At 35.9% G+C, this 21,844-nt stretch carries 25 protein-coding genes; 8 read left to right on the top strand and 17 right to left on the bottom strand.

The genetic code is table 11. The features are described from left to right. Positions 1–49: 49 nt before the first annotated feature. Positions 50–2,623: a DNA mismatch repair protein MutS gene (mutS, locus tag E2R68_RS07705; RefSeq protein WP_134277071.1), complete on the bottom strand. Its 2,574-nt coding sequence runs from the start codon at positions 2,621–2,623 to the stop codon at positions 50–52. Between the two features lie 45 nt (positions 2,624–2,668). Here mutS and E2R68_RS07700 point away from each other — a divergent pair, with 45 nt between their 5' ends. Both E2R68_RS07700 and recA read left to right on the top strand, forming a co-directional pair. Continuing rightward, the gene (locus E2R68_RS07700) at positions 2,669–3,169 is read left to right on the top strand and encodes a CinA family protein (RefSeq protein WP_134277069.1); all 501 of its coding nucleotides are present in this window, start codon (positions 2,669–2,671) and stop codon (positions 3,167–3,169) included. Positions 3,170–3,249: 80 nt separating this feature from the next. Further along, a complete protein-coding gene (gene recA / locus E2R68_RS07695; protein ID WP_134277067.1) occupies positions 3,250–4,293 on the top strand; it encodes a recombinase RecA in 1,044 nt (347 codons plus the stop codon). Positions 4,294–4,360: 67 nt separating this feature from the next. On the opposite strand, the gene E2R68_RS07690 is transcribed toward recA, so the two are convergent. From E2R68_RS07690 to E2R68_RS07650, 9 genes are all read right to left on the bottom strand, one after another. Continuing rightward, the gene (locus tag E2R68_RS07690) at positions 4,361–4,681 is read right to left on the bottom strand and encodes an AzlD domain-containing protein (RefSeq protein WP_134277065.1); all 321 of its coding nucleotides are present in this window, start codon (positions 4,679–4,681) and stop codon (positions 4,361–4,363) included. Continuing rightward, complete coding sequence (locus E2R68_RS07685) at positions 4,674–5,393, bottom strand: AzlC family ABC transporter permease (protein WP_134277063.1); 720 nt, start codon at positions 5,391–5,393, stop codon at positions 4,674–4,676. The genes E2R68_RS07690 and E2R68_RS07685 overlap by 8 nt, the downstream gene beginning before the upstream one ends. 84 nt (positions 5,394–5,477) lie before the next feature. Beyond that, positions 5,478–6,620: a radical SAM family heme chaperone HemW gene (gene hemW / locus E2R68_RS07680; protein WP_134277061.1), complete on the bottom strand. Its 1,143-nt coding sequence runs from the start codon at positions 6,618–6,620 to the stop codon at positions 5,478–5,480. Between the two features lie 69 nt (positions 6,621–6,689). Then, positions 6,690–7,295 (bottom strand): XTP/dITP diphosphatase, encoded by a 606-nt coding sequence (locus tag E2R68_RS07675; protein ID WP_134277059.1) that lies wholly within the window; start codon positions 7,293–7,295, stop codon positions 6,690–6,692. Between the two features lie 9 nt (positions 7,296–7,304). After that, positions 7,305–7,745 carry a DUF4426 domain-containing protein gene (locus E2R68_RS07670; RefSeq protein ID WP_134277057.1) on the bottom strand — a complete coding sequence of 147 codons (441 nt, stop codon included), beginning with the start codon at positions 7,743–7,745 and terminating at the stop codon, positions 7,305–7,307. Between the two features lie 8 nt (positions 7,746–7,753). After that, positions 7,754–8,038 carry a DUF167 family protein YggU gene (gene yggU / locus E2R68_RS07665; RefSeq protein ID WP_134277055.1) on the bottom strand — a complete coding sequence of 95 codons (285 nt, stop codon included), beginning with the start codon at positions 8,036–8,038 and terminating at the stop codon, positions 7,754–7,756. A 27-nt stretch (positions 8,039–8,065) separates the two neighbouring features. Then, on the bottom strand, positions 8,066–8,611 hold the full coding sequence (locus E2R68_RS07660; protein ID WP_134277053.1) for a YggT family protein: 546 nt from the start codon (positions 8,609–8,611) through the stop codon (positions 8,066–8,068). A 27-nt stretch (positions 8,612–8,638) separates the two neighbouring features. Then, positions 8,639–9,463 carry a pyrroline-5-carboxylate reductase gene (gene proC, locus E2R68_RS07655; protein WP_134277051.1) on the bottom strand — a complete coding sequence of 275 codons (825 nt, stop codon included), beginning with the start codon at positions 9,461–9,463 and terminating at the stop codon, positions 8,639–8,641. A 23-nt stretch (positions 9,464–9,486) separates the two neighbouring features. Then, the gene (locus E2R68_RS07650; protein WP_134277049.1) at positions 9,487–10,179 is read right to left on the bottom strand and encodes a YggS family pyridoxal phosphate-dependent enzyme; all 693 of its coding nucleotides are present in this window, start codon (positions 10,177–10,179) and stop codon (positions 9,487–9,489) included. Between the two features lie 20 nt (positions 10,180–10,199). On the opposite strand from E2R68_RS07650, the gene E2R68_RS07645 reads away from it, so the two are divergent. The 3 genes from E2R68_RS07645 (at position 10,200) to yaaA (ending at position 13,211) form a co-directional block, all read left to right on the top strand. Next, positions 10,200–11,234, top strand: a complete 1,035-nt coding sequence (locus E2R68_RS07645; protein WP_134277047.1) for a type IV pilus twitching motility protein PilT — start codon at positions 10,200–10,202, stop codon at positions 11,232–11,234. Positions 11,235–11,243: 9 nt separating this feature from the next. Further along, positions 11,244–12,356: a PilT/PilU family type 4a pilus ATPase gene (locus E2R68_RS07640; protein WP_134277045.1), complete on the top strand. Its 1,113-nt coding sequence runs from the start codon at positions 11,244–11,246 to the stop codon at positions 12,354–12,356. Positions 12,357–12,434: 78 nt separating this feature from the next. Next, positions 12,435–13,211, top strand: coding sequence for a peroxide stress protein YaaA (gene yaaA / locus E2R68_RS07635; protein WP_134277043.1), 777 nt, complete (start codon positions 12,435–12,437; stop codon positions 13,209–13,211). Between the two features lie 63 nt (positions 13,212–13,274). Here yaaA and E2R68_RS07630 read toward each other — a convergent pair whose 3' ends face one another. Then, positions 13,275–13,961 (bottom strand): LrgB family protein, encoded by a 687-nt coding sequence (locus tag E2R68_RS07630; RefSeq protein ID WP_134277041.1) that lies wholly within the window; start codon positions 13,959–13,961, stop codon positions 13,275–13,277. 1 nt (position 13,962) lies between these two features. Beyond that, positions 13,963–14,370, bottom strand: a complete 408-nt coding sequence (locus E2R68_RS07625) for a CidA/LrgA family protein (protein ID WP_134277039.1) — start codon at positions 14,368–14,370, stop codon at positions 13,963–13,965. Positions 14,371–14,488: 118 nt separating this feature from the next. Between E2R68_RS07625 and E2R68_RS07620 the strand changes: the two genes are divergently transcribed. Then, the gene (locus tag E2R68_RS07620) at positions 14,489–15,361 is read left to right on the top strand and encodes a LysR family transcriptional regulator (RefSeq protein ID WP_134277037.1); all 873 of its coding nucleotides are present in this window, start codon (positions 14,489–14,491) and stop codon (positions 15,359–15,361) included. 12 nt (positions 15,362–15,373) lie between these two features. Here the strand turns inward: E2R68_RS07620 and E2R68_RS07615 are convergent, their stop codons facing one another. The 3 genes from E2R68_RS07615 to E2R68_RS07605 form a co-directional block, all read right to left on the bottom strand. After that, positions 15,374–16,186 carry a Cof-type HAD-IIB family hydrolase gene (locus E2R68_RS07615; protein ID WP_134277035.1) on the bottom strand — a complete coding sequence of 271 codons (813 nt, stop codon included), beginning with the start codon at positions 16,184–16,186 and terminating at the stop codon, positions 15,374–15,376. Further along, positions 16,174–17,292 (bottom strand): alpha/beta fold hydrolase, encoded by a 1,119-nt coding sequence (locus E2R68_RS07610; protein ID WP_134277034.1) that lies wholly within the window; start codon positions 17,290–17,292, stop codon positions 16,174–16,176. Before E2R68_RS07610 ends, E2R68_RS07615 begins: the two co-directional genes overlap by 13 nt. Before the next feature lie 151 nt (positions 17,293–17,443). Further along, entirely contained in the window at positions 17,444–19,165 is a 1,722-nt protein-coding gene (locus E2R68_RS07605) for a proline--tRNA ligase (protein WP_134277032.1), read from the bottom strand. Between the two features lie 163 nt (positions 19,166–19,328). Between E2R68_RS07605 and E2R68_RS07600 the strand changes: the two genes are divergently transcribed. Then, positions 19,329–19,871 carry a rhomboid family intramembrane serine protease gene (locus E2R68_RS07600; RefSeq protein WP_134277030.1) on the top strand — a complete coding sequence of 181 codons (543 nt, stop codon included), beginning with the start codon at positions 19,329–19,331 and terminating at the stop codon, positions 19,869–19,871. Here E2R68_RS07600 and tsaA read toward each other — a convergent pair. Together tsaA and rcsF are read right to left on the bottom strand one after the other, a co-directional pair. Further along, positions 19,858–20,559: a tRNA (N6-threonylcarbamoyladenosine(37)-N6)-methyltransferase TrmO gene (gene tsaA, locus E2R68_RS07595; RefSeq protein ID WP_134277028.1), complete on the bottom strand. Its 702-nt coding sequence runs from the start codon at positions 20,557–20,559 to the stop codon at positions 19,858–19,860. The genes E2R68_RS07600 and tsaA overlap by 14 nt on opposite strands. After that, a complete protein-coding gene (gene rcsF / locus E2R68_RS07590) occupies positions 20,552–20,929 on the bottom strand; it encodes an Rcs stress response system protein RcsF (RefSeq protein WP_134277026.1) in 378 nt (125 codons plus the stop codon). Before rcsF ends, tsaA begins: the two co-directional genes overlap by 8 nt. An 83-nt stretch (positions 20,930–21,012) precedes the next feature. Between rcsF and gmhB the strand changes: the two genes are divergently transcribed. After that, positions 21,013–21,564: a D-glycero-beta-D-manno-heptose 1,7-bisphosphate 7-phosphatase gene (gene gmhB, locus E2R68_RS07585; protein WP_134277024.1), complete on the top strand. Its 552-nt coding sequence runs from the start codon at positions 21,013–21,015 to the stop codon at positions 21,562–21,564. Positions 21,565–21,844 lie beyond the last annotated feature (280 nt).

The following is a 21,844-nucleotide window of genomic DNA, read 5'->3' as shown; positions in this document are numbered from 1 at the left end:
ACGTGTAAATAATAAGAGGGAATAAATTCCCTCTTAAAAATGCTGTGGTTTATATATGTTCTTTTAATTGATAAAGCATTGCTAATGCTTGTTTAGGTGTTAGCTCATCAGGATCTAAGTTCTTCAATAAATCTAGAGCTTGATGCTGTTCTGGGATAGATAAGTTTAAACTGGTTTGTGGATTCTCTGTGTTCTCAGGTACAAGTGTTATATCCTGTGATGCTTCTAGTTGTTGTAACTTACGTTTTGCATTATTTAATACGGACTTAGGTACACCCGCTAATGCAGCGACTTGTAAACCATAGCTTTTGTTTGCAGCACCTTCTTGTAATGAGTGTAAAAAGGCAATGCTATCACCATGTTCAACAGCATCTAGGTGAACGTTAACTAACTCTGGAATAGTTTCTGGTAAACGAGTTAATTCAAAATAATGCGTTGCAAATAAAGTGTAAGATTGAATGTTTTGAGCAAGTTGTTCTGCACAGGCCCAAGCTAATGATAAACCATCAAAAGTACTAGTACCTCGACCAATTTCATCCATTAAAACTAATGAGTTAGTTGTAGCATTATGCAAAATATTTGCGGTTTCAGTCATTTCAACCATAAATGTTGAGCGTCCACTTGCTAGATCATCAGATGCACCAATACGTGTAAATATGCGATCTACAGGGCCTATTTTTGCACTTTGTGCAGGTATAAAACTTCCCATATGAGCCATTAGTACCATTAGCGCAACTTGGCGCATATAGGTTGATTTACCACCCATGTTGGGGCCGGTAATGATTAACATTCGACGATCATTATGCAAGTTAACAGGGTTGGCTATAAAAGGTGTTTTACTGACTTGCTCAACAACTGGATGACGACCTTCTTCAATTTCAATACCATTTTCTTGTTGCAAAGTAGGGCGTACATAATTCAGCGTTAATGCGCGTTCTGTTAAAGTATTTAATACGTCTAGCTCTGCTAATGCTTTGGCAGTAAATTGTAAACTTCTTAGGTGTGGTAATAATAATTCAATTAATTGTTCGTAGAGTTTTTTCTCTAACGCTAATGCCTTACCTTGGCTAGATAATACTTTTTCTTCGTGTTCTTTTAATTCGGCGATAATGTAACGCTCAGCACCTTTCAGTGTTTGGCGACGAACATAATGATCTGGTACATGAGTTGATTGACTACGACTAATCTCAATGAAATATCCATGAACACGGTTATAGCCAACTTTTAATGTGCTAATACCTGTGCTTTCTCGCTCTCTTTTTTCTAGCTGTTCTAAATAATCGGTTGCACCTTTTGATAAATTGCGCCAATGATCTAATTCTTCGTTATAACCTTCTTTGATTACTCCTCCATCTCGAATAAGTACCGGTGGATTATCAATGACAGCGCTTTCTAATAATGATAATAACTCAGGGTAGTTCCCCATTTCTTGGCTTAGGGTTGCAACAAGTTCTGAAGGTAATTGAGCAATTAAATGTTGTAATTCAGGCAATAAAGAAAAAGCACAACGTAAACGGGTTAAGTCACGAGGTCGTGCTGAGCGTAATGCTAAGCGAGCAATGACACGTTCAATATCACCAATTTGCTTTAATGGAATTGATAATGCGTCAGTTAAATCCAAATCCATTAAAGTTTGGATCATGGTTTGGCGATAATTTAATATTGTTAAATTACGAATTGGCTGGTGGATCCAACGTTTTAATAAGCGACTCCCCATAGGAGTTACAGTGGTATCAAGTGTCTGCGCTAATGTGTTGTCTGTGCCACCTGCTAGATTAAATGTCAGTTCAAGGTTACGACGTGTTGCCGCATCTAAAATAACGGTATCGGTACTTTGTTCTAAGGTGATGGATTGAATATGCGTTAAAGCGGTACGTTGCGTATCTTTTAAATATTGTAATAACGCACCAGCTGCACAAATAGCAAAATGTGCTTTTTCAATACCAAAGCCAACGAGATCTTTTGTGCCAAGTTGTTGCGTCAGTATATTTCTGCAAGTCCCTAACTCAAACTCCCATTCAGGGCGGCGACGAATAGTTGGTAGATGTTCAATTAATTCAACGTACTCAAAATTATCTGGGTATAACAATTCAGCTGGATTTAATCGTTGTATTTCAGCTTGTAAAGACTCTGCTTTATCAAATTCATTTACAATAAAACGACCACTACCTATGTCTAAGGAAGCAATACCAAAGGTTTCACCTTGTTGGTAAACAGAACATAATAAATTATCTTGTTTATCATTTAGTAGAGCTTCATCGGTGATCGTACCTGGGGTAATAATTCGTACAATTTTACGTTCAACAGGGCCTTTACTCGTTGCTGGGTCACCAATTTGCTCACAAATTGCAATGGATTCACCTAGTGCAATTAATTTAGCTAAATAACCTTCTACACTATGATAAGGAACGCCGGCCATAGGAATTGCATTACCACCTGTTTTTCCTCGTTGAGTTAAGGAAATTCCTAATAGTTGCGAGGCTTTACGTGCATCATCAAAAAAGAGTTCATAGAAGTCTCCCATGCGATAAAAGAGTAAGGTGTCAGGCACTTCACTTTTTAAGGTTAAAAATTGTTGCATCATAGGAGTATGTTGTTTTAATTCTTGCGCACTTGGCTTCATAATGAATACACTTAATAACTATTTCTAAAAAAGGCGGAAAATAATATGTTTACCGAAAAAACCGTTAAAGAATTGGCACAACTATTAGGTGAAAAACTGACTAATGCTGGCTTAGTTGCTACAACCGCTGAATCCTGTACCGGTGGTGGTGTAGCATACGCTATTACAGAAATTTCTGGAAGTTCACTGTGGTTTGATCGTAGCTTTATCACTTATAGTAATGGTGCTAAAAGTCAGATGCTAGATGTAGATCCAAGTTTAATTTCTGAATTTGGAGCCGTTTCAAAAGAAGTAGTTAATGCAATGGCAATTGGTGCCGTAAAAAATTCTGATGCGGACATCGCAGTTGCAATTAGTGGAATTGCTGGCCCTGGTGGTGGAACAGAAGAAAAACCTGTCGGTACCGTATGTATTGCTTGGTATAACGCACATAGTGGTCATAAAGCGGAAAGTTATTTGTTTGTTGGTGACCGCTCTGAAGTTAGAACTCAAGCAATTCGTTTGGCACTTTTAGGCTTAATAGATAATATAGAGTCACATTTTTAATAAAAAAACTTGATACTGTATAAATGAGCAGTATACTGCATGCATATACAGTAAATTTAATAAGAACAACTGGAGAAGATATGAGTCAGGACGCGAATAAAGATAAAGCATTAGCAGCGGCATTAGGCCAAATTGAAAAGCAATTTGGTAAAGGTTCAATTATGCGTCTAGGTGACGGTGCAGCAGCAATGATGGAAATTGAATCTGTTTCAACTGGCTCATTGGGTTTAGATGTTGCATTAGGTATAGGCGGTTTACCATACGGTCGTGTTGTTGAAATTTATGGTCCAGAAAGTTCAGGTAAAACAACATTAACCTTACAAGTTATTGCAGAAGCACAAAAACAAGGTAAAACTTGTGCTTTCATCGATGCTGAGCATGCACTTGACCCAAGTTACGCGAGAAAATTAGGTGTTAATGTTGATGATCTTCTTATCTCTCAACCTGACACGGGTGAGCAAGCTTTAGAAATTTGCGATATGTTAGTACGTTCTGGCGCTGTTGGTGTTGTGATTGTCGATTCAGTTGCTGCTTTAACACCAAAAGCTGAAATTGAAGGTGATATGGGTGATTCACACATGGGTCTTCAAGCACGTTTAATGTCTCAAGCGTTACGTAAATTAACTGGTAATATCAAACAAACGAATACCATGGTGATTTTCATTAACCAAATTAGAATGAAAATTGGAGTCATGTTTGGTAATCCTGAAACAACAACAGGTGGTAATGCATTAAAATTCTATGCTTCTGTACGTTTAGATATTCGTCGTATTGGTGCAGTTAAGAATGGAGATGAAATTACTGGTAATGAAACACGTGTTAAAGTTGTGAAAAACAAAGTTTCTCCTCCTTTCAAACAAGCTGAATTCCAAATCTTATACGGTGAAGGGATTAATAATTACGGCGAGTTAATTGATTTAGGTGTGAAACAAGATCTAGTTGAAAAATCAGGATCTTGGTACTCGTATAATGGCAATAAGATTGGTCAAGGTAAGAGTAATGCTTGTAAGTTCTTACAAGAAAATCCTGCTTCAGCTCAAGAGTTAGATGCTAAATTACGTGAAATTTTATTAGTAAAAGTAGTACCTGAAACAAAAGAAACAGAGTTACCTGAAGCTGAATAGTTTTATCAGAAGATTAATAATTAAATAATCTAGAAAGCGTGAATAGAAATATTCACGCTTTTTTGTTTTAAGTGGCCATTAAAAACTTAAGCAATAGAAACACAAGCATGCCAAAGAAAATCGTTTTTAATAGACTTTTTGTTACTAGACTGATTATTACACTGATAATAGCCGCCAATAAATAAACATTAGTGAAGCTAATATCTATTTTTCCATAAGGCATAACTACAGCTGGAATAATGATAGCGGTGAGCACTGCTGGAGGTACAAATTTTAATGATTGTTGCATCCATACAGGGAAAGTCATTTTTCCTGCAAAAGCAAACATCACAAAACGAATACCAAAAGTGACAACAAACATACCTAATATTAACCAAAACTCATTCATGTTTATTATCCTTGATCTGATTAATTGGCATATTTTGAAAATGTATTACTAATAATCCCATTGCAACACCAATCAAGGCACTAACAATAAGTCCTAATTTATTAGGTAAATATGCAAAATATAAAGAAGCGATACCTGCACTTAACATTGCGCTGAACATAGCTTTACTATTTAAATAAGGGATGACCATGCCAATGAAGGTGACTGACATTGCAAATTCTAATCCCCAACTAGTCATATCGGGGATCATATTGCCTAAGATTAATCCAACGGCTGTAGAAGTAGACCAAGTAATATAAAAACTTATCATTGAACCAATATAGAAAAAATGTGCAAATTGGTGATCACTTCCTAATGGTGAATCCGGTTGATAACGTTGGCTCATATTAGCAAAAGTCTCATCTGTTAACCCGAAAGCTAGAAATGTACGCAAGGGTAATGATAAATGACTTACTTTAGGTACTAATGCTGTTGCATAAAGTAGATGGCGTAAATTAACCACAAATGTGGTTAATAAAATGACTTCAAGTGGGGCTTGTACTGCAATTAAGGCTAAAACAATAAATTGTGCTGAGCCAGCAAATACAATTAATGACATCGCCATTGTTGCCCATATAGATAAGCCACTAGTCGGGGCGAGTGTGCCAAATAAAATACCAAAGGGAATACCTCCAACTATTAATGGCAATGCCGCTTTTGAACCGGCTAGCATTTCAGTTTTCTTCCGTTGCTGGCTATTGATAATTCTTTCCTTAACTCAATTTTGTTATATTTTTATTCTTTATTTATGGCACCTTTAGTCCATAAAAATGCTTAATAATTCGTTCAAATAACGATGTCCAAGCGGTGTTACATGGCAATAATCTTGTTCAATAGTGATTAGTTGCTTACTACTGGCTTTTGCTAATTGTTTATTTAAGACTGAACGTTGTAATCCTGTATAGCTTTCAAATTCTGCAAATGGAATTTTCTCCATTAATCTTAATCGGTTCATCATATATTCAAAAACTAACTCATCTTTATCAACAGTGCTGCAATCATCGGTATATGAGCGGGTTGGATCTAAGTATCCTTTAGGGTGCTTTATTTTAGTGGTGCGTAATATTTTATTTTCTAATGGTAATGATATTTTACCGTGAGCCCCACAACCAATGCCCAAGTAATCTCCAAAGCGCCAATAATTTAAATTATGTTGACATTGCCAACCAGTTTGACTGTAACCAGAAATTTCATATTGTTGGTAACCATGCTCTGCTAATAGCTCAACACCTTTTTCTTGAATCTCCCATAAGGTTTCATCATCTGGTAATTTAGGGGGATGAGAAAAATATTGAGTATTCGGCTCTATAGTTAATTGATACCAAGATAAATGAGTTGGTTTTAATGCGATTGCTGTATTTAGGTCACTCATAGCATCTTCTAAACTTTGATCTGGTAAACCATGCATTAAGTCTAGATTGAATGTTTTCATTCCAACATAGTGTGCTTGTTTTGCTGCTGTTTTAGCTTCTTCTACTCCATGTATTCTGCCAAGTTTAGTGAGTTTTTCTTGTTGAAAACTTTGTACTCCAAATGAAAATCGCGTTATGCCTGCGGCTTTAAAGTCAGCTATCTTTTGATTTTCTATTGCACCGGGGTTTGCCTCAAGTGTAATTTCGATATGGTTACTAAAAGGGAGCAGTTGTTGGATGTTTTCTAATAACCAACTCATACCTGATGCTGAAATTAAACTAGGTGTTCCACCGCCAATAAAAATACTAAATAACTCTCGTCCTTGAACAAAATGCAGATCTTGTTTTAAATCATCAATAAGAGCAGATAAATATTCTGTTTCAGGGATTTCTCCACGTAATTTATGTGAATTAAAATCGCAGTAAGGACATTTCTCTATGCACCAAGGAATATGTACATACAAACTAAGAGGGGGAAGTTGCAACATTATTTTATCCAATTGAAAAAGCGACCTAAAAGCCGCTTTTAAATGTATGAAAGTTATTTTAAAGTAAAATTAAGCTGATAATTGCTCTTTTAATAATGCCACTAATTGCGTTAGTGCTTTGCCACGGTGACTTAATTCACTTTTACGTTGTTTACTTAGCTGTGCTGAAGTTGATTGTTCGCTCTCTACCCAAAATAAAGGATCGTATCCAAAGCCATTCTCTCCATGTTTAACCTCTGTTATGCTGCCTTCCCAAGTTCCTTGGCAGATGATAGGTGTTGGGTCTAACTCATGACGCATATAAACTAATACACACTGGAAACGTGCTTTGCGTTGTTCTACTGCGATCCCCTCAAGCTTATTTAATAATTTGTCTATATTATCTTGGTCTGTTGCATTTTCACCGGCAAAGCGCGCAGAATAAATCCCTGGTTGACCATTTAAAAAATCCACCTCTAAACCTGAATCATCAGCGATCGCAGGTAACCCGGTTAATTTGGCTGCATGGCGTGCTTTAATAATGGCATTTTCTACAAACGTGGTACCTGTTTCTGGAACATCTGGTACGTTAAATTGACTTTGTGGTAAAACTTCAATAGAAAAGCTATTTAACAACTCGCTCATCTCTTTTACTTTGCCTTGATTGCCGGTGGCAAGTACCCATTTTTGTTTCATGTCATTTCCTTAATCAACATAAAATTTATGTTGAAATTTAAGTGTATTCGATTTCTTTTCTGTCTTGATATTAATATCAAAATTAACAATTTCTTCATTGGTAAAAGGGTACTCAGCTATATAATAGATAGCTTTACCTTCTTTTATTTCAGTAAATTTTAATTGATGTGTTTGTCCAAGTAAGTTTCTACCTGTTCCAGTGATGATTGCTGTGACTGCTTTTTTATCTTGGTTGTTATCAAGTATTGCTAAGTTTAGTAATCCATTATATTTACTACGTTTGATATTGTTTTTTTGTGCGACATCGGGTTGTATGAATGTACTTGGTAAAGCGATGTAATGTACTTCTAAATTAGCAAATTGTTTAAATTGTCCTGCATTAGCAAATACACTACTGAATAATAATGTACTCATTAATAATGCTTTAAATACCGTTATTGAACGAAACATGTTTTCCCTTATTCTGAAAAAATGGACGGTAGTTTTTTAGGCGCTTTAATACGAATTAATTTGTGTCGGCTTTGTGTTCCTTTTTCGACATTAATTGCACTTTTAGCTACGTTAAATTGTTTACTTAAAAACTTTATTAAATGTGCATTCGCTTTACCGTCTATAGGTGGAGCGGTAATACTCACTTTTAATTCTTCACCGTGTTGCCCTACAAACTGATCGCGACTGGCTTTAGGTTGTAAATAAAGGCGAAGCAATAAATCTTCGCCTTGATATGAATAATAATTTGTCATTATTCGACTATAAACATAATTAAAAGATTAACCTAGAAATCTTGCGATCACATCATTCAATAAAATTTCTAAAAACTGTAATCCTAAAAGCACAACAACAATTGATAAATCTAATCCACCTAATGGAGGAAGAATGCGACGTATTGGGCTTAAAAGAGGCTCTGATAATTGAATCATTACTGCTTCAATAGGGTTTTGACCACGGCTAACCCAACTAAGAATGGCACGTAATACTAAGACCCAAAATACTAATTTGAAGGCAGCTGTAATTACAATAACCAATGCTGAAATTAAGGTGACGACAGGATCAATACCGTAATTCATCATTAGGCTTAATGTGATCACTTTAAGTGCAGCAACAACGACCGCAAATAAAATAGTGGCAATATCTAACCCACCTAAGCTGGGGATCATTCGGCGTAATGGTCCAACTACAGGCTGAGTTGCCTTAACAATAAATTGACTGAATGGATTATAAAAATCTGCTCGTGCTAGTTGTAACCAAACACGTAAAAGAATGACCATGATATACAGGTCAAACAGGGTATTAACTAAAAAATTAACTGCGTTCATTTACTACCTCGTATTTTTATTAGAATATTAAAACAGTTTTTCCATTTCTGCGCCACGATCAACTGCTGCTTGCATCGCTTTTGCTACTGTTTCTGGTAAAGACAATTCTTGTAGCGTACGAACAGCCTCAGCCGTTGTGCCACCTTTTGATGTTACGTTATTACGCAATGTTGCTAAATCTAATTGTGGGTTCTGTTTGACCATTTCAGCACTACCAATTGCAGTTTGTTGAACTAATAAACGCGCTTCTTGTTCATTAAAACCAAGTTCCATTGCTTTTGTTTGCATTGCTTCCATAAACAAGAAAAAATAAGCAGGTGCAGAACCAGAAGCCGCAATAATGCCATTAATTTTTGTTTCTTTTTCAACCCAAATAATTTCACCAACCGCAGCCATTAAATCACCTGCGTAACTTTTATCATCATTCGTTACTTGTGATGAAGCAAATAAACCTGTCATGCCTTTACCCAGTAAAGAAGGTGTATTTGGCATAGTGCGTATCACTGCAGTGTTTTCACCTAGAATTGATTGCAAGCGTTCAACTGAAATTCCTGCTGCAATTGAGATAACTAATTTATTACTAAAATCGACACCATCTTTAATCAGGGTTTCACAAACATCTGCCATCATTTGAGGTTTCACAGATAACACAACCACTTCAGCCCATTGTGCAGATTGAATATTATCTTGGCTATTTAATATTGAAAACTCAGCACTTAATTTCTGTGTATTAGTCAAACTTGGTGCCGATGCACAGATCAGTTCAGCAGGATACCCACCTTTTACTAAACCACTAATAATACTGCCTGCCATGTTGCCGGCTCCGATAAAGGTGATTTTCTTATGTTGCATGTAATGTTTCCTTACTTTAATTTTTATCGAGCACCAAAAATATCAGTACCTACTCGTACCATAGTGCTACCACATTTGATCGCGCTTTCTAAATCAGCACTCATACCCATCGATAATGTATCTATGTCAGAATATTGTTGTTGTAACTCTTGATATATATTGTGTAACTCTGAGAATTGTTGTTCAACTATTGCTAGGTCATCACTCTTTTGAGGTATTGCCATAATACCACGAAGTTTTAGGCGAGGTAGATCCTGAACTTGTGAAGCCAGTTCCATTACCTGTGATAAAGTAGTACCTGATTTACTTTTTTCTCCGCTAATATTAACCTGTAAGCAAATATTGAGAATCGGTAAGTTTTCTGGGCGTTGTTGATTAAGTCGTTGTGCTATTTTTAAACGATCAACGCTTTGTACCCAATCAAAATTTTCAGCAACAGGACGTGTTTTATTGGATTGAAGGGGGCCTATAAAATACCAATATATAGGTCTGTCAAAATCACTATCTAGTTTAATTTGTTGAATTTTATCCACACTTTCTTGCACATAATTTTCTCCAAAGTGAGATAAACCTTGTGCAAATGCTTGTTTAATTAGCGAAACCGGCTTGGTTTTGCTCACGGCTAATAACTGCACTTCATCTTGACGCTGTGCTTGTTTATTCGCCTTCGCTATTCTTTGTTGAATGGCGACAATATTGTTAGATATATTAGTCATATTATTAGGGATTTTAAATTATGGATATAACGGAATTATTAGCCTTTAGTGTAAAGCATAATGCATCAGATCTACACCTTTCTGCAGGTGTTCCGCCAATGATTAGGGTAGATGGTGAGGTACGTAAGGTAAATGTACCTGCATTAGACCATAAAGAGGTACATAGCCTGATTTATGACATCATGAATGATAAACAGCGTAAAGATTATGAAGAGCAATTAGAAACAGATTTTTCTTTTGAAATTCCAGATTTAGCTCGTTTTCGTGTAAATGCTTTTAATCAAAAGCGCGGTGCTGGTGCCGTATTTCGTACCATTCCTAGTACGGTATTAACTCTGCATGACCTTGCTGCGCCAGAAATTTTTAAAAAAATATCTGAGTTCCCTCGTGGATTGGTACTCGTTACAGGCCCAACAGGTTCAGGTAAATCAACTACGTTAGCTGCGATGATTGATTATATTAATGAATCTCGCCATGAGCATATCTTAACTATCGAAGATCCTATTGAGTTTGTGCATGAATCTAAAAAAGCACTGATTAACCAACGAGAAGTGCATAAAGACACATTAGGATTTGATATGGCTCTACGTAGTGCGTTACGTGAAGATCCCGATGTTATTCTAGTGGGGGAGATGCGTGATTTAGAAACTATTCGTCTTGCTTTAACTGCTGCAGAAACGGGACACTTGGTATTTGGTACATTGCATACAACTTCTGCGGCTAAAACGATTGACCGTATTATTGATGTATTTCCTGCTGAAGAAAAAAGTATGGTGCGCTCAATGCTCTCTGAGTCATTACGAGCTGTAATTTCACAAACATTATTAAAAAAACATGGCGGTGGACGTGTGGCTGCTCATGAGATCATGTTAGGTATTCCTGCTATTCGTAACTTAATTCGTGAAGATAAAGTTGCTCAAATGTACTCGGTTATTCAAACTGGGATGGTACATGGTATGCAAACATTAGATCAGTGTTTACGTAATTTAGTTAGCCAAGGTGTTGTGTCTTATGAAGATGCTTCTCAAAAAGCGATGGATCCTAAAACTTTCTAGGGAATAGATATGTTAAATAAATTATTAAATACCTTGGACCAAGTAAAAGCCTCGGATTTATATATTTCAGTTGGTTTACCACCAACCATTAAATTAAATGGTCGATTAGAGTCTTTATCTGAAAAAAATTTAGCGGCTGATGATATTTATGATTTGTTAGCGAGTACGATGGATGAAGATCGTATGGCTGAATTTAAAAGTAAAAAAGAAGCTAATTTTGCGATTCATTTACCCGATGCAGGGCGTTTTCGTATTAGTGCATTTATGCAAAAAGATAGTCCAGGCATGGTTGTTCGCCGTATCCAAGGTAATATTCCAACTTTTGAAGAGTTATATTTGCCTGAGCAATTAAAAGAAGCTTGCATGGCTAAACGTGGGCTTATTTTATTTGTTGGTGCAACCGGTGCAGGCAAATCAACAACCCAAGCGGCGATGATTGGTTTCCGTAATCAACATGCATCCGGGCATATTTTGACCGTTGAAGATCCAATTGAATTTGTTCACGAACATGCTCGCTCAGTTATTACTCAGCGAGAAGTGGGCTTAGATACGGATTCTTTTGAAGAAGCATTACGTAATTCATTACGTCAAGCGCCAGATGTCATCGTTCAAGGTGAGATTCGAACACGTGAAACAATGCAATATGCATTAACGTTTGCTGAAACAGGGCATCTTTGTATGGCAACATTACATGCTAATAATGCCAACCAAGCGCTGGATCGTATTTTGCACTTAGTGCCTAAAGAACGTCATCGTCAATTTTTATTTGATCTTTCTGTAAACTTAAAAGCAATTGTCGCTCAACAATTAATCCCAACCGTTGATGGTAAAGGTAGTAGGGCTGCTTTTGAAATTATGTTTAATACTCCGACTTTGGCAGACGCTATTCGTAAAGGAGATTTACATTTATTAAAAGATATTATGAAAGCTTCTACAGAGCATGGTATGCAAACATTTGATCAAGCGTTGTTCAATTTATATGATGAAGGGCATATTGGATATACTGAAGCACTAGCACATGCAGATTCATCTAATGATTTACGTTTGATGATTAAATTAAAAGAAACCGGTGCTTCTGCAAATCGTAGTGCAGGTACATTAAATGATGTTACTGTTGGTTAAGTAGACTGATAGTTAAATATTAACTAAAAGAAAGCGGTTGCGGTTGTCGCTTTCTTTTTTGATAGATTAGGAAAAAAAATGATTGTTGTTATATCTCCAGCAAAAACATTAAATTTTGATACGCCTGCCACCACAACAGAATATTCCCAAGCTGATTTATTAACTGAAAGCCAGCGATTAATCGATCGTTGTAAGCAACTATCAATGCAAGATGTTGCTTCATTAATGAAAGTAAGTGACAAAATAGCTGGTTTAAATGTTGCTCGTTTTGCGCAATGGCAAACTCCTTTTTCGTTAGATAATGATGCAAAACAGTGTTTATTTGCTTTTAAAGGTGATGTTTATACTGGCTTAGATGCTGAGACATTAACCGATAAAACGCTGCAATATGCGCAGCAGAACCTACGAATTTTATCTGGATTATATGGTTTATTACGCCCTTTAGATTTAATGCTGGCGTATCGTCTTGAGATGGGAACACGTTTAGATAACGAACGAGGTACAAATCTTTATCAGTTTTGGGGAGAATTGATCACCGAAAAACTAAATCTAAAACTGCAAGAAGTAGGTAGCCAGTATTTAGTTAACTTGGCATCTAATGAATATTTTAAAGCAGTGAAAACTAAGCAATTAAATGCAACTGTGATCACGCCTATCTTTAAAGATCAAAAGAATGGGCAATATAAAGTGATCAGTTTTTATGCGAAAAAAGCGCGTGGTTTAATGGCGCGATATATTATGGAAAATGAAATTACAGATATTGAGCTGTTAAAAGCTTTTTCTGTTGATGGTTATTATTTTGTTGAAGCGGCTTCTAATGAAACGAATTTAGTTTTTCAGCGTGATCAACAATAGTTATGTTTTCATTACCCAAAAAAAGATCCTATAAAGGATCTTTTTTATGGGGCTTAATTCAATTTACCAGAGGATATGCCCAAGTAAAGGTGCTGATAAAACAGTTAATACACCTGATAACATCATCACTAAACTTGCGATAACACCGGCTTGGTCGTGTATTTTATAAGCTGTTGCAGTACCTGCTCCATGTGCACAAGCTCCCATGCCTGCACCTTTACCATGATGAGAGCCAATTGATAACCAGCCTAGAATCAGCTCTCCAAATAAAATCCCAACTACGCCTGTAATAACCACGAATACCGCTGTTAAATCAGGTTGACCACCAACACTCTTAGTTGCTTCAATGGCAAAAGGAGTAGTAATTGAACGCATTGCTAAGCTGCGTTGTAATAATTCAGATAATGAAAATAGTCGACTTAATAAAACGGTACTACCAACACCTGCAAGTACGGCTACCAAAACACCAACGGTAAGTGAACGCCAATGTTGAACCATTAAATGACGGTTTTCATAAACCGGAATAGCAAAAGCAATTGTTGCAGGGCCTAACATCCATAATAACCAATGAGATTCTGCAATATATTGGCTGTAATCAATGTGCATTATTGAAACTAAAATCAATAGGATAATAGGTACAAAAATAAGTGGAACAAATAGGATGAATTTAGTGCGGTTATAAATAGCTTTACTTAAGTAATAACAAAGTACTGTGAATGCTAAATATACAAATGGAATGAGAGGATGCATATTATTCTATTCCTTCTATATCAGTTTTTAATTTTTTTTCATCTAACTTTCTAACTTCATATTCATAAATCTTTTCTACAACTTTTGCTGTAATACCTAAAACAAAAACAGTACTTATCATAATAACGGCAAGAATTTTTAGGCCGCTTGAAAGTACAATTTCTTGATAATTAACGATTGAAATAACGGCGGGAATAAAAAAGAGTAACATTTCAGCTAAAAGCCACATTGCACCGAGTTTAAACCACTTAACTTTTACAATGCCTGTTAATAACAAAATAAATAGTATTAACATGCCTAGAACATTAGAAGGTAGAGGGATGGAAAACTTTTTAACTACTATATCTGCTAGTATCCACATTGCGCATAACAATGCGACTTGGAGTAAGGTAAACCCGTTTTTTTTCATTTTCAAAACCAAGTTAATAAATTGATGTAAATCAGTATAAAGTACTTGGTTAATATTATGAAATGAATAATATAAGTGTAAAGTATTCCATTTTGGAATGATTTAAGGAGCATTCATCTTGAATAATCGTGAATTACATTATTTTGTTACCCTTATTCGTACTAAAAGTTTTACTCGTGCTTCAGAGGTTTTATATGTAACTCAGCCAACAATAAGTAAAGCAGTGAAATCATTGGAGACACAATGTAATGAAAAGCTCTTGCATCGGCAGGGACGAAATATCGGATTAACCGCTGCAGGGGAAGTTGTATTTCGTTATGGTGAAATGATGATATTGCAAATGCAGCAAATGAAAGCTGAATTAAATGATTTAAGCCAATTGGGACACGGTGAAGTAAAGGTTGGTATTCCACCAATGGTTGGGCATTTATATGCTCAATTATTAGCTGAATTTCGTTTAGCGCATCCTAATATTGATTTAGTTACTTTCGAGCATGGTAGCCATAAAAATGAATTGGCTTTATTAAATGGTGAATTGGATTTAGCGATCACTATGCTACCCCTGAAAAGTGAGAAGTTGAGTTATAAAAAAATTGATGATTATTCAGTGTGGGCTGTTCTTCCAAAACAATCACGTTGGCAATCTATTCAAACATTGCAAGTATCTGCTCTTAAAGATGAAATGTTTTATCTTTATAACACTGATTTTGCATTAAGTGATCGGGTTGAAGGAGTCTGTCAAGATGCAGGATTTTATCCTAAAGTAGGAATGAGAAGTAGCCAATGGGATTTTATTGCCGCGATGGTAAAAAGTGGCCTTGGTGTCAGCTTTATACCAGAGCCAATTTGTAAAAAGCTAGATGGAGATGAATATATATTTCGTCAGACTCAACCTGAGATCCGCTGGCAACTTGCTATGGCCTATTCGAAAGAACGTTATTTATCTAATGCAGCTGAAGCTCTTTTTAAGTTATTTACTCAACCAAAATAAAAACTATTTATTTTAAGTTTTAGTATTTTTTGCGTTATGTAAAATACTGTTTAGCTTAATGGCTACGCCGTTTTCTTTTGATGACTTTGTAATTTCAGCATCGGGTAATGCTTTGAGTAAATCTGCTTGAGAATTTGCCATTAAGATAGGTTTACCTACAACTTGTAACATTTCAACATCATTCATGCCATCACCAAAAGCAATGGTTTGCTCTACCGATAAATTTTTTGATGCTAATAATGCAGTTATCGCACTGCCTTTATTGGCATTGGCCGCCATGACTTCTAAGCATCTATCAAGTGAAAAGGTGAGGTTAATTTTATCTGAAAATTGTAAGTGAAGTGCTTTATAAATAATATTTAGCTTTTCTCTTTCTCCCCAAAAGAATATTTTAATGGTGTCTGATTTATCAATCTCTTTTAAATTTGTAACTTCACATTGAAATTTTTTATTCAAACTCATCTCAGTTAATTCTGGTAATAAGAAGTTGGCGTACCATTGTTGGTCAGTAAAAAGGTTGGTTTGTATTTCACTATCAAAGTAATCATTACAAATGATTGTTGCAATATCTGCTGGTAGGTTCTGTTTTAAAACAATTTCACCATGTTTATTGTGTACGCGAGCTCCATTCGATGAAATAAGATATGTTGATTCTATGATTTCATCTTGGATTGTTTTAGCTTCGATATAATGCCTACCTGTGGCAATGACAAACCTTCTATCATTTTGTATCCACTGATCAATGCTCTGCTTTGTTGTATTTGATATCTTATGATCAGGCCCAAGTAATGTCCCATCAAGATCTGAAATGGCTATTTTATACATGCTAGTTTACCTTTTTGATATTGTTGGAAGAAATCAAGTACAGCGGTTATTGCAGGTATTCTATATATATCTTGCTCCAATAATAACTCATGTTTAGCGCCGGCTATTGTAACTAACTTACTCGCAGCACATTGTGCGCTATTTTCTAAAAATGCCTGTTGCCCCTCTGCTGTTACGATGGAGTCTGCTCCTGATTGAATAATAATGACTGGGATTTTTATAAGGGAAGCGCTATCAATTGCTTTTTCAGTAGCATATAAGCTTTGGTTAACCCATCGCATGGTTGCACCGCCAAGTTGTGTTTCTTTTGCAACTTCAAAAAAATGAAAAGCAGAAGCGTAACGTTTTGTACTGTTTGTTAATTCATTTTTTTCAAATGATGTTGCTTTATAGGGGCCTACACCTGGAGCATAACAAGCTAAATCACTAAACCAACGACATAATAAATCACTGATATAACTAATTATTTTTGCAATGAAAGCGGGTAATCCTCCTAAATTAATAGAAAACATTGGGCTGAAAAAAGCGGCTGCTTGGAAGGGATGTGATTGTTCCTCTAAATATAAAGCATTAATGGTGCCTCCCATTGAATGAGATAACAAGAATCGATATTGATAATGTTTGTCTAATTGTAATGAATCAATAAAGGTTTTTAGATCGATTACATAATGTTGGAAATCTTCTACATGACCTCGGTGAGCATCGCCACCTAAACGACTTGAGAAACCTTGTCCTCTATGGTCAATTAAAAAGACATCATAACCTTGCTTACTTAGATCGAAAGCAAACTCTTTATATTTTAAAACTGACTCATTACGACCTTGGCTGATGACAACTGCATTTTTTTGCCCTGTAGTGATGTGAATGGTATGGATGGTGCCACCATTAGTGCTTTCAAAAGAATATACTTGGGCATGTTTATCCCAAAATTCATTAATTTCAGGAGAATAGTTATTATCTAGCTGTGCTTCAGTATTAAGCTGATATTTATTATCTAGCATTTCACCTAACTTATTTTCCATGGTTGGCGAATTTGCCTCTGCGTTTGAATAAAATGAAGTGAAAATGATAGGTATGAATAATAAAAGCTGTAATAACCATTTCATAAAACATCCATATTTAATCTGATTTCTCTTAATATTAATGTAATTTAGGTAAATGATGAATGAATATTTCTAAGGCTATTTGAATTTTGCGTATAAAAAAACCACGCGAATACGGCGTGGTTTTGTTTAACTATCATCAAGAAGTTTTTATTTAAGCAAATTTAGCTTTAATAAACTCAATCACTTCTTCAATTTTCACTTCTTGTTTTTCGCCAGAGATACGATCTTTATATTCAATAACTCCGTTGTCAATACTACGATCACCAATGACGAAAGTATGCGGAATACCGATTAATTCAGCATCTGCAAACATAATCCCTGGGCGTTCTTTACGATCATCTAATAACACCTCAATACCTGCAGCTTTTAATTCTGCATAATATTGTTCTGCTAGATCTGCCACTCGGTGTGATTTCTTCATATTCATAGGCACAATAACAACAGAGAAAGGTGCTAAAGCATCATTCCAAATAATACCGTTTTTATCATTATTCTGTTCAATAGCCGCTGCAACAATACGAGAAATACCAATCCCGTAACAACCCATGGTCATCACTTGATTTTTACCTTGTTGGTTTAATACTGCCGCATTCATTGATTTAGCGTAAGTATCACCTAATTGGAATATATGACCCACTTCGATACCGCGAGCAATTGATAATGTTCCTTTACCACATGGACTTGGGTCACCTTCAACCACGTCACGTAAATCAGCAACTTCATATTCAGTGATATCACGATCCCAGTTAACACCTGTTAAATGTTTACCTGTTTCATTGGCACCACAAACAAAGTCTGCTAATTTTTCTGCACTGCGATCAACGATAGTGCGAATAGATAAACCTTTAGGACCAATAGAACCAGCTTCGCAGTTTGCAGCGTCTAAAACTTGTTGAGCACTTGCAAAACGTAATGGGCTTGCAATCCCTTCAATGTGTTCAACTTTAATTTCATTCAGATTGTGGTCACCACGTAGGACTAATGCAATAACAGCAGGCACTTCCCCTTCTTCTGCATCTCCTTCAACTAACAATGTTTTAACTGTATTTGATGCTTCAACATTAAGTAGGTTGCATACTTCTTCAATAGTATGTGTGTTAGGAGTATCTACTACAGTTAATTCAGCGCTTGCTGCTGGGCGATCAAATGCAGGAGTTAACGCTTCTGCTTTTTCAATGTTTGCTGCGTAATCACTTTGGTCTGAGAATACAATTGCATCTTCACCACTTTGCGCTAATACGTGGAATTCATGAGAAGCACTACCACCGATACTCCCTGTATCAGCAATAACAGGGCGATATTCTAAACCTAGGCGATCAAAAATTTTGCAATAAGCATTAAACATATTTTGGTATGTTTTTTCTAAACACTCTTGCTCAAGGTGGAAAGAGTAAGCATCTTTCATCGTGAATTCACGAGCACGCATTACACCAAAACGAGGGCGTGTTTCATCACGGAATTTAGTTTGAATTTGGAATAAATTAAGTGGTAACTGTTTGTAACTGCTAACTTCTTTACGTACCAGTTCTGTAATGACTTCTTCGTGTGTTGGACCTAAAACAAAATCACGACTATTACGATCTTTAATGCGCAATAGCTCGCCACCAAATTTGTCCCAACGACCTGTTTCATGCCATAAGTCTGCAGGTTGTACGACAGGCATTAATACTTCAATAACACCTGCGCGTTCCATTTCTTCACGTACAATATTTTCTACTTTGCGTAATACGCGTAAACCCGTTGGTAACCAAGTATATAAACCAGATGCAAGTTTACGGATCATACCTGCGCGTAACATAAGCTGGTGGCTGGCAATTACTGCATCACTTGGTGCTTCTTTTTGAGTGGATAATAAATAATTAGTAGTGCGCATGGAGATCCTTGTTGATAGTTATCTATCATATAGCAAATATAAAGTTGGCTGATTTTAGCAGTCGATGGCGGTGGACTAAAGCATTGTTAGTTAATTTATCTAAATAATGTTGTGTTTTTAGTGTGAATTTAGTTAGTTTATCTTCTGAACTTGAGGATCTTATATGCAACGTTATTTAAAACCTGCAAAACATAGCTTAATGATCATGATATTATGTGCTGCTTTATTATTAATTAATATTATTTTGCCCGTTAATAGTTTGGGGATCGTTCCACGTGAAGTAAACCATTTATCAGGTATTGTATTTGCACCTTTTTTACATGCAGATTGGTTACATCTTATTAGTAATTTTTTGCCTTTTGTTATTTTATCCAGTTTGATTGGTTTACATAGCTTAAGAAGGTTTTGGATGGTATTTACTTTATCTATTTTATTTACTGGTTGTTTGGTGTGGTTGTTTGCCAGAGGCGGCAGTATTCATATTGGTATGAGTGGTGTTGTGTATGCAATGTGGGGTTATTTAATCGTATATGGATTTAGGCAAAAACATTTTCGAGATGTGTTAATTGCAGTGTTAGTTGTGATCCTCTATGGAGGACTGGTATTTGGTGTTTTACCAAGTGCACCTAATGTTTCTTATGAAAGCCATTTCTTTGGTGCACTAGTGGGAGGGGTATTAGGTTATCTTTTTTCTAAACCCGTTTAATAGATAATACAGAGACTGTATCTAAAGCACATTGCCACTTAATATTGAAGTCCGATAAATGCATCGCATAGACTTTGCTATCGGGCTTTAGCTTTTTATAAGCAGGACGAGGATCTTGTTGCAAGACTTCAATAATAAATTGCTTTAGTTCTATATATTCATTAGTTAACGCTTTTAGTTGTAAGTTAGCTTGTTCGCTAAAGTTAATCGTTAATATTGTTTCAGGTGCTTCTTGGGCAAACCCAGCCTTTGCATCAGGTAATGCATCGGCGTAAGGAATATAAGGTTTGATATCGATAATAGGTGTGGAATCAACTAGATCTATATTACTTAGAGACAAAAATAGCTTTTTATCTCGTTGAATTAATCCATGAAACTTAACTAAAGATAAACCTATTGAATTAGGCCTATTAGGACTACGAGTTGCAAATACACCAACCCGTTTATTTCCGCCTAAACGTGGAGGACGTACGGTAGGGCTCCACTTATCAGTCGTGTTTTTATGAAACTCAAAAATTAACCATAAATGACTAAACACTTCTAATCCATTAAATGCATTAATATCATCGTAAGGAGGTAGAATTTCTAATTCTGCTTTTGCACTCGGAACTAATCCTGGCTGTCTAGGGACGGCAAACTTCTCTTTATAAGGAGAATGCAATATTGCGAGAGGAGCAAAGTTAGTCATTAGGTAAAGTCACTTTAATTGCTCTGCCATAGCAAATAATATTAGTCACACAGCTTTGGTCTGCTTCAAAATTTAAACAAGATTGAAAAATAACTCCATTTGCATGCATGTTTGCTGCATTGATTCTTGCTTTTGTGCGTGCTTCTTTTATATCTGCAGGTACATCCTTTGTTTCTTCTTGGCAGCTACTGCCTTCAACTGCGCCTAATACCGTATAATCAAGATCTAATAATTCATTTTTATCATAAATGGTTACTTGCGATGGCTTGAAATAAGTATCGAAGTTTTGTTTATCTACATTAGTAGTAAATTGGTAATGGCTGCATCCAGAAAGCAGACTAATAAAAGCTATAACAATAATTCTATTCATAAACATCACTCTTATTAATAGTAGGAGATAATAATGGGTGGCATAATAACATTATTAAACAGCCCTGAAATAGAGAAGTAAAAATGAGTAAAGCAAAACCGGCAATATTTTTAGATAGAGATGGTGTTATTAATAAAGATAATGGCTATGTTTCTCAAATCGATGATTTTGAATTTTTAGAGGGTGTAATAGAGTCCTGCATAGAATTTCAGAAAAAAGGTTACCTATTAGTCCTTATTACAAATCAATCAGGTATTGCGAGAGGTTATTTTACTGAAGAGCAATTTCATACTCTAACTGAATGGATGGATTGGTCGATGGCAGACCGCGGCGTAGATTTGGATGGTATTTATTATTGCCCGCATCATTCAATAGAAGGTCAAGGTGAATTTAAAATTGATTGTGATTGTCGTAAACCTAAACCTGGCATGCTAATGAATGCGATTGAAGATTTAAATATTGACATAGAAAGCTCGATTTTAATTGGAGATAAGGTTTCTGATCTACAAGCTGGTATCGCAGCGGGTGTTAAAACTAATTATTTAGTACGAACTGGTAAAGCTATTACGCCAGAAGGTGAAACATTAGCAACAGATGTTTTTGATGACCTAGCTGCAATTGTTAAAGTCATTTAATAACTCTGTGGATAACTACACTTAAATTGTGTGTAACTTGTGTTCAAGGTAAGTATAAAAATTAATTGTAATTTATCGTAATAAAACGCTTGCCAATGTGATCTCAATCCCTATAATGCGACCCCACAGACACGGCAGGTAACGCAAGTTACTCAGCGAGTTTGAGAATGATTCACAACGTATTAACGCTTCGAGGTTCGCTTCGAAATTAAGTTAAATTAAAACGTTGACATTGTTCGAAAGGCGCGTAATATACGCCGCCTAGCCGAAAGGCACGCTC

This window comes from Psychromonas algarum, from assembly GCF_004376845.1.
Lineage (GTDB): Bacteria > Pseudomonadota > Gammaproteobacteria > Enterobacterales > Psychromonadaceae > Psychromonas.
This window is presented reverse-complemented; position numbering and strand designations above follow the sequence as displayed.

Coding starts and splice junctions, on each gene's coding strand:
- mutS (WP_134277071.1), bottom strand. CDS start 2,623: ATGAAGCCAAGTGCGCAAGAATTAAAACAACATACTCCTATGATGCAA.
- E2R68_RS07700 (WP_134277069.1), top strand. CDS start 2,669: ATGTTTACCGAAAAAACCGTTAAAGAATTGGCACAACTATTAGGTGAA.
- recA (WP_134277067.1), top strand. CDS start 3,250: ATGAGTCAGGACGCGAATAAAGATAAAGCATTAGCAGCGGCATTAGGC.
- E2R68_RS07690 (WP_134277065.1), bottom strand. CDS start 4,681: ATGAATGAGTTTTGGTTAATATTAGGTATGTTTGTTGTCACTTTTGGT.
- E2R68_RS07685 (WP_134277063.1), bottom strand. CDS start 5,393: ATGCTAGCCGGTTCAAAAGCGGCATTGCCATTAATAGTTGGAGGTATT.
- hemW (WP_134277061.1), bottom strand. CDS start 6,620: ATGTTGCAACTTCCCCCTCTTAGTTTGTATGTACATATTCCTTGGTGC.
- E2R68_RS07675 (WP_134277059.1), bottom strand. CDS start 7,295: ATGAAACAAAAATGGGTACTTGCCACCGGCAATCAAGGCAAAGTAAAA.
- E2R68_RS07670 (WP_134277057.1), bottom strand. CDS start 7,745: ATGTTTCGTTCAATAACGGTATTTAAAGCATTATTAATGAGTACATTA.
- yggU (WP_134277055.1), bottom strand. CDS start 8,038: ATGACAAATTATTATTCATATCAAGGCGAAGATTTATTGCTTCGCCTT.
- E2R68_RS07660 (WP_134277053.1), bottom strand. CDS start 8,611: ATGAACGCAGTTAATTTTTTAGTTAATACCCTGTTTGACCTGTATATC.
- proC (WP_134277051.1), bottom strand. CDS start 9,463: ATGCAACATAAGAAAATCACCTTTATCGGAGCCGGCAACATGGCAGGC.
- E2R68_RS07650 (WP_134277049.1), bottom strand. CDS start 10,179: ATGACTAATATATCTAACAATATTGTCGCCATTCAACAAAGAATAGCG.
- E2R68_RS07645 (WP_134277047.1), top strand. CDS start 10,200: ATGGATATAACGGAATTATTAGCCTTTAGTGTAAAGCATAATGCATCA.
- E2R68_RS07640 (WP_134277045.1), top strand. CDS start 11,244: ATGTTAAATAAATTATTAAATACCTTGGACCAAGTAAAAGCCTCGGAT.
- yaaA (WP_134277043.1), top strand. CDS start 12,435: ATGATTGTTGTTATATCTCCAGCAAAAACATTAAATTTTGATACGCCT.
- E2R68_RS07630 (WP_134277041.1), bottom strand. CDS start 13,961: ATGCATCCTCTCATTCCATTTGTATATTTAGCATTCACAGTACTTTGT.
- E2R68_RS07625 (WP_134277039.1), bottom strand. CDS start 14,370: ATGAAAAAAAACGGGTTTACCTTACTCCAAGTCGCATTGTTATGCGCA.
- E2R68_RS07615 (WP_134277035.1), bottom strand. CDS start 16,186: ATGTATAAAATAGCCATTTCAGATCTTGATGGGACATTACTTGGGCCT.
- E2R68_RS07610 (WP_134277034.1), bottom strand. CDS start 17,292: ATGAAATGGTTATTACAGCTTTTATTATTCATACCTATCATTTTCACT.
- E2R68_RS07605 (WP_134277032.1), bottom strand. CDS start 19,165: ATGCGCACTACTAATTATTTATTATCCACTCAAAAAGAAGCACCAAGT.
- E2R68_RS07600 (WP_134277030.1), top strand. CDS start 19,329: ATGCAACGTTATTTAAAACCTGCAAAACATAGCTTAATGATCATGATA.
- tsaA (WP_134277028.1), bottom strand. CDS start 20,559: ATGACTAACTTTGCTCCTCTCGCAATATTGCATTCTCCTTATAAAGAG.
- rcsF (WP_134277026.1), bottom strand. CDS start 20,929: ATGAATAGAATTATTGTTATAGCTTTTATTAGTCTGCTTTCTGGATGC.
- gmhB (WP_134277024.1), top strand. CDS start 21,013: ATGAGTAAAGCAAAACCGGCAATATTTTTAGATAGAGATGGTGTTATT.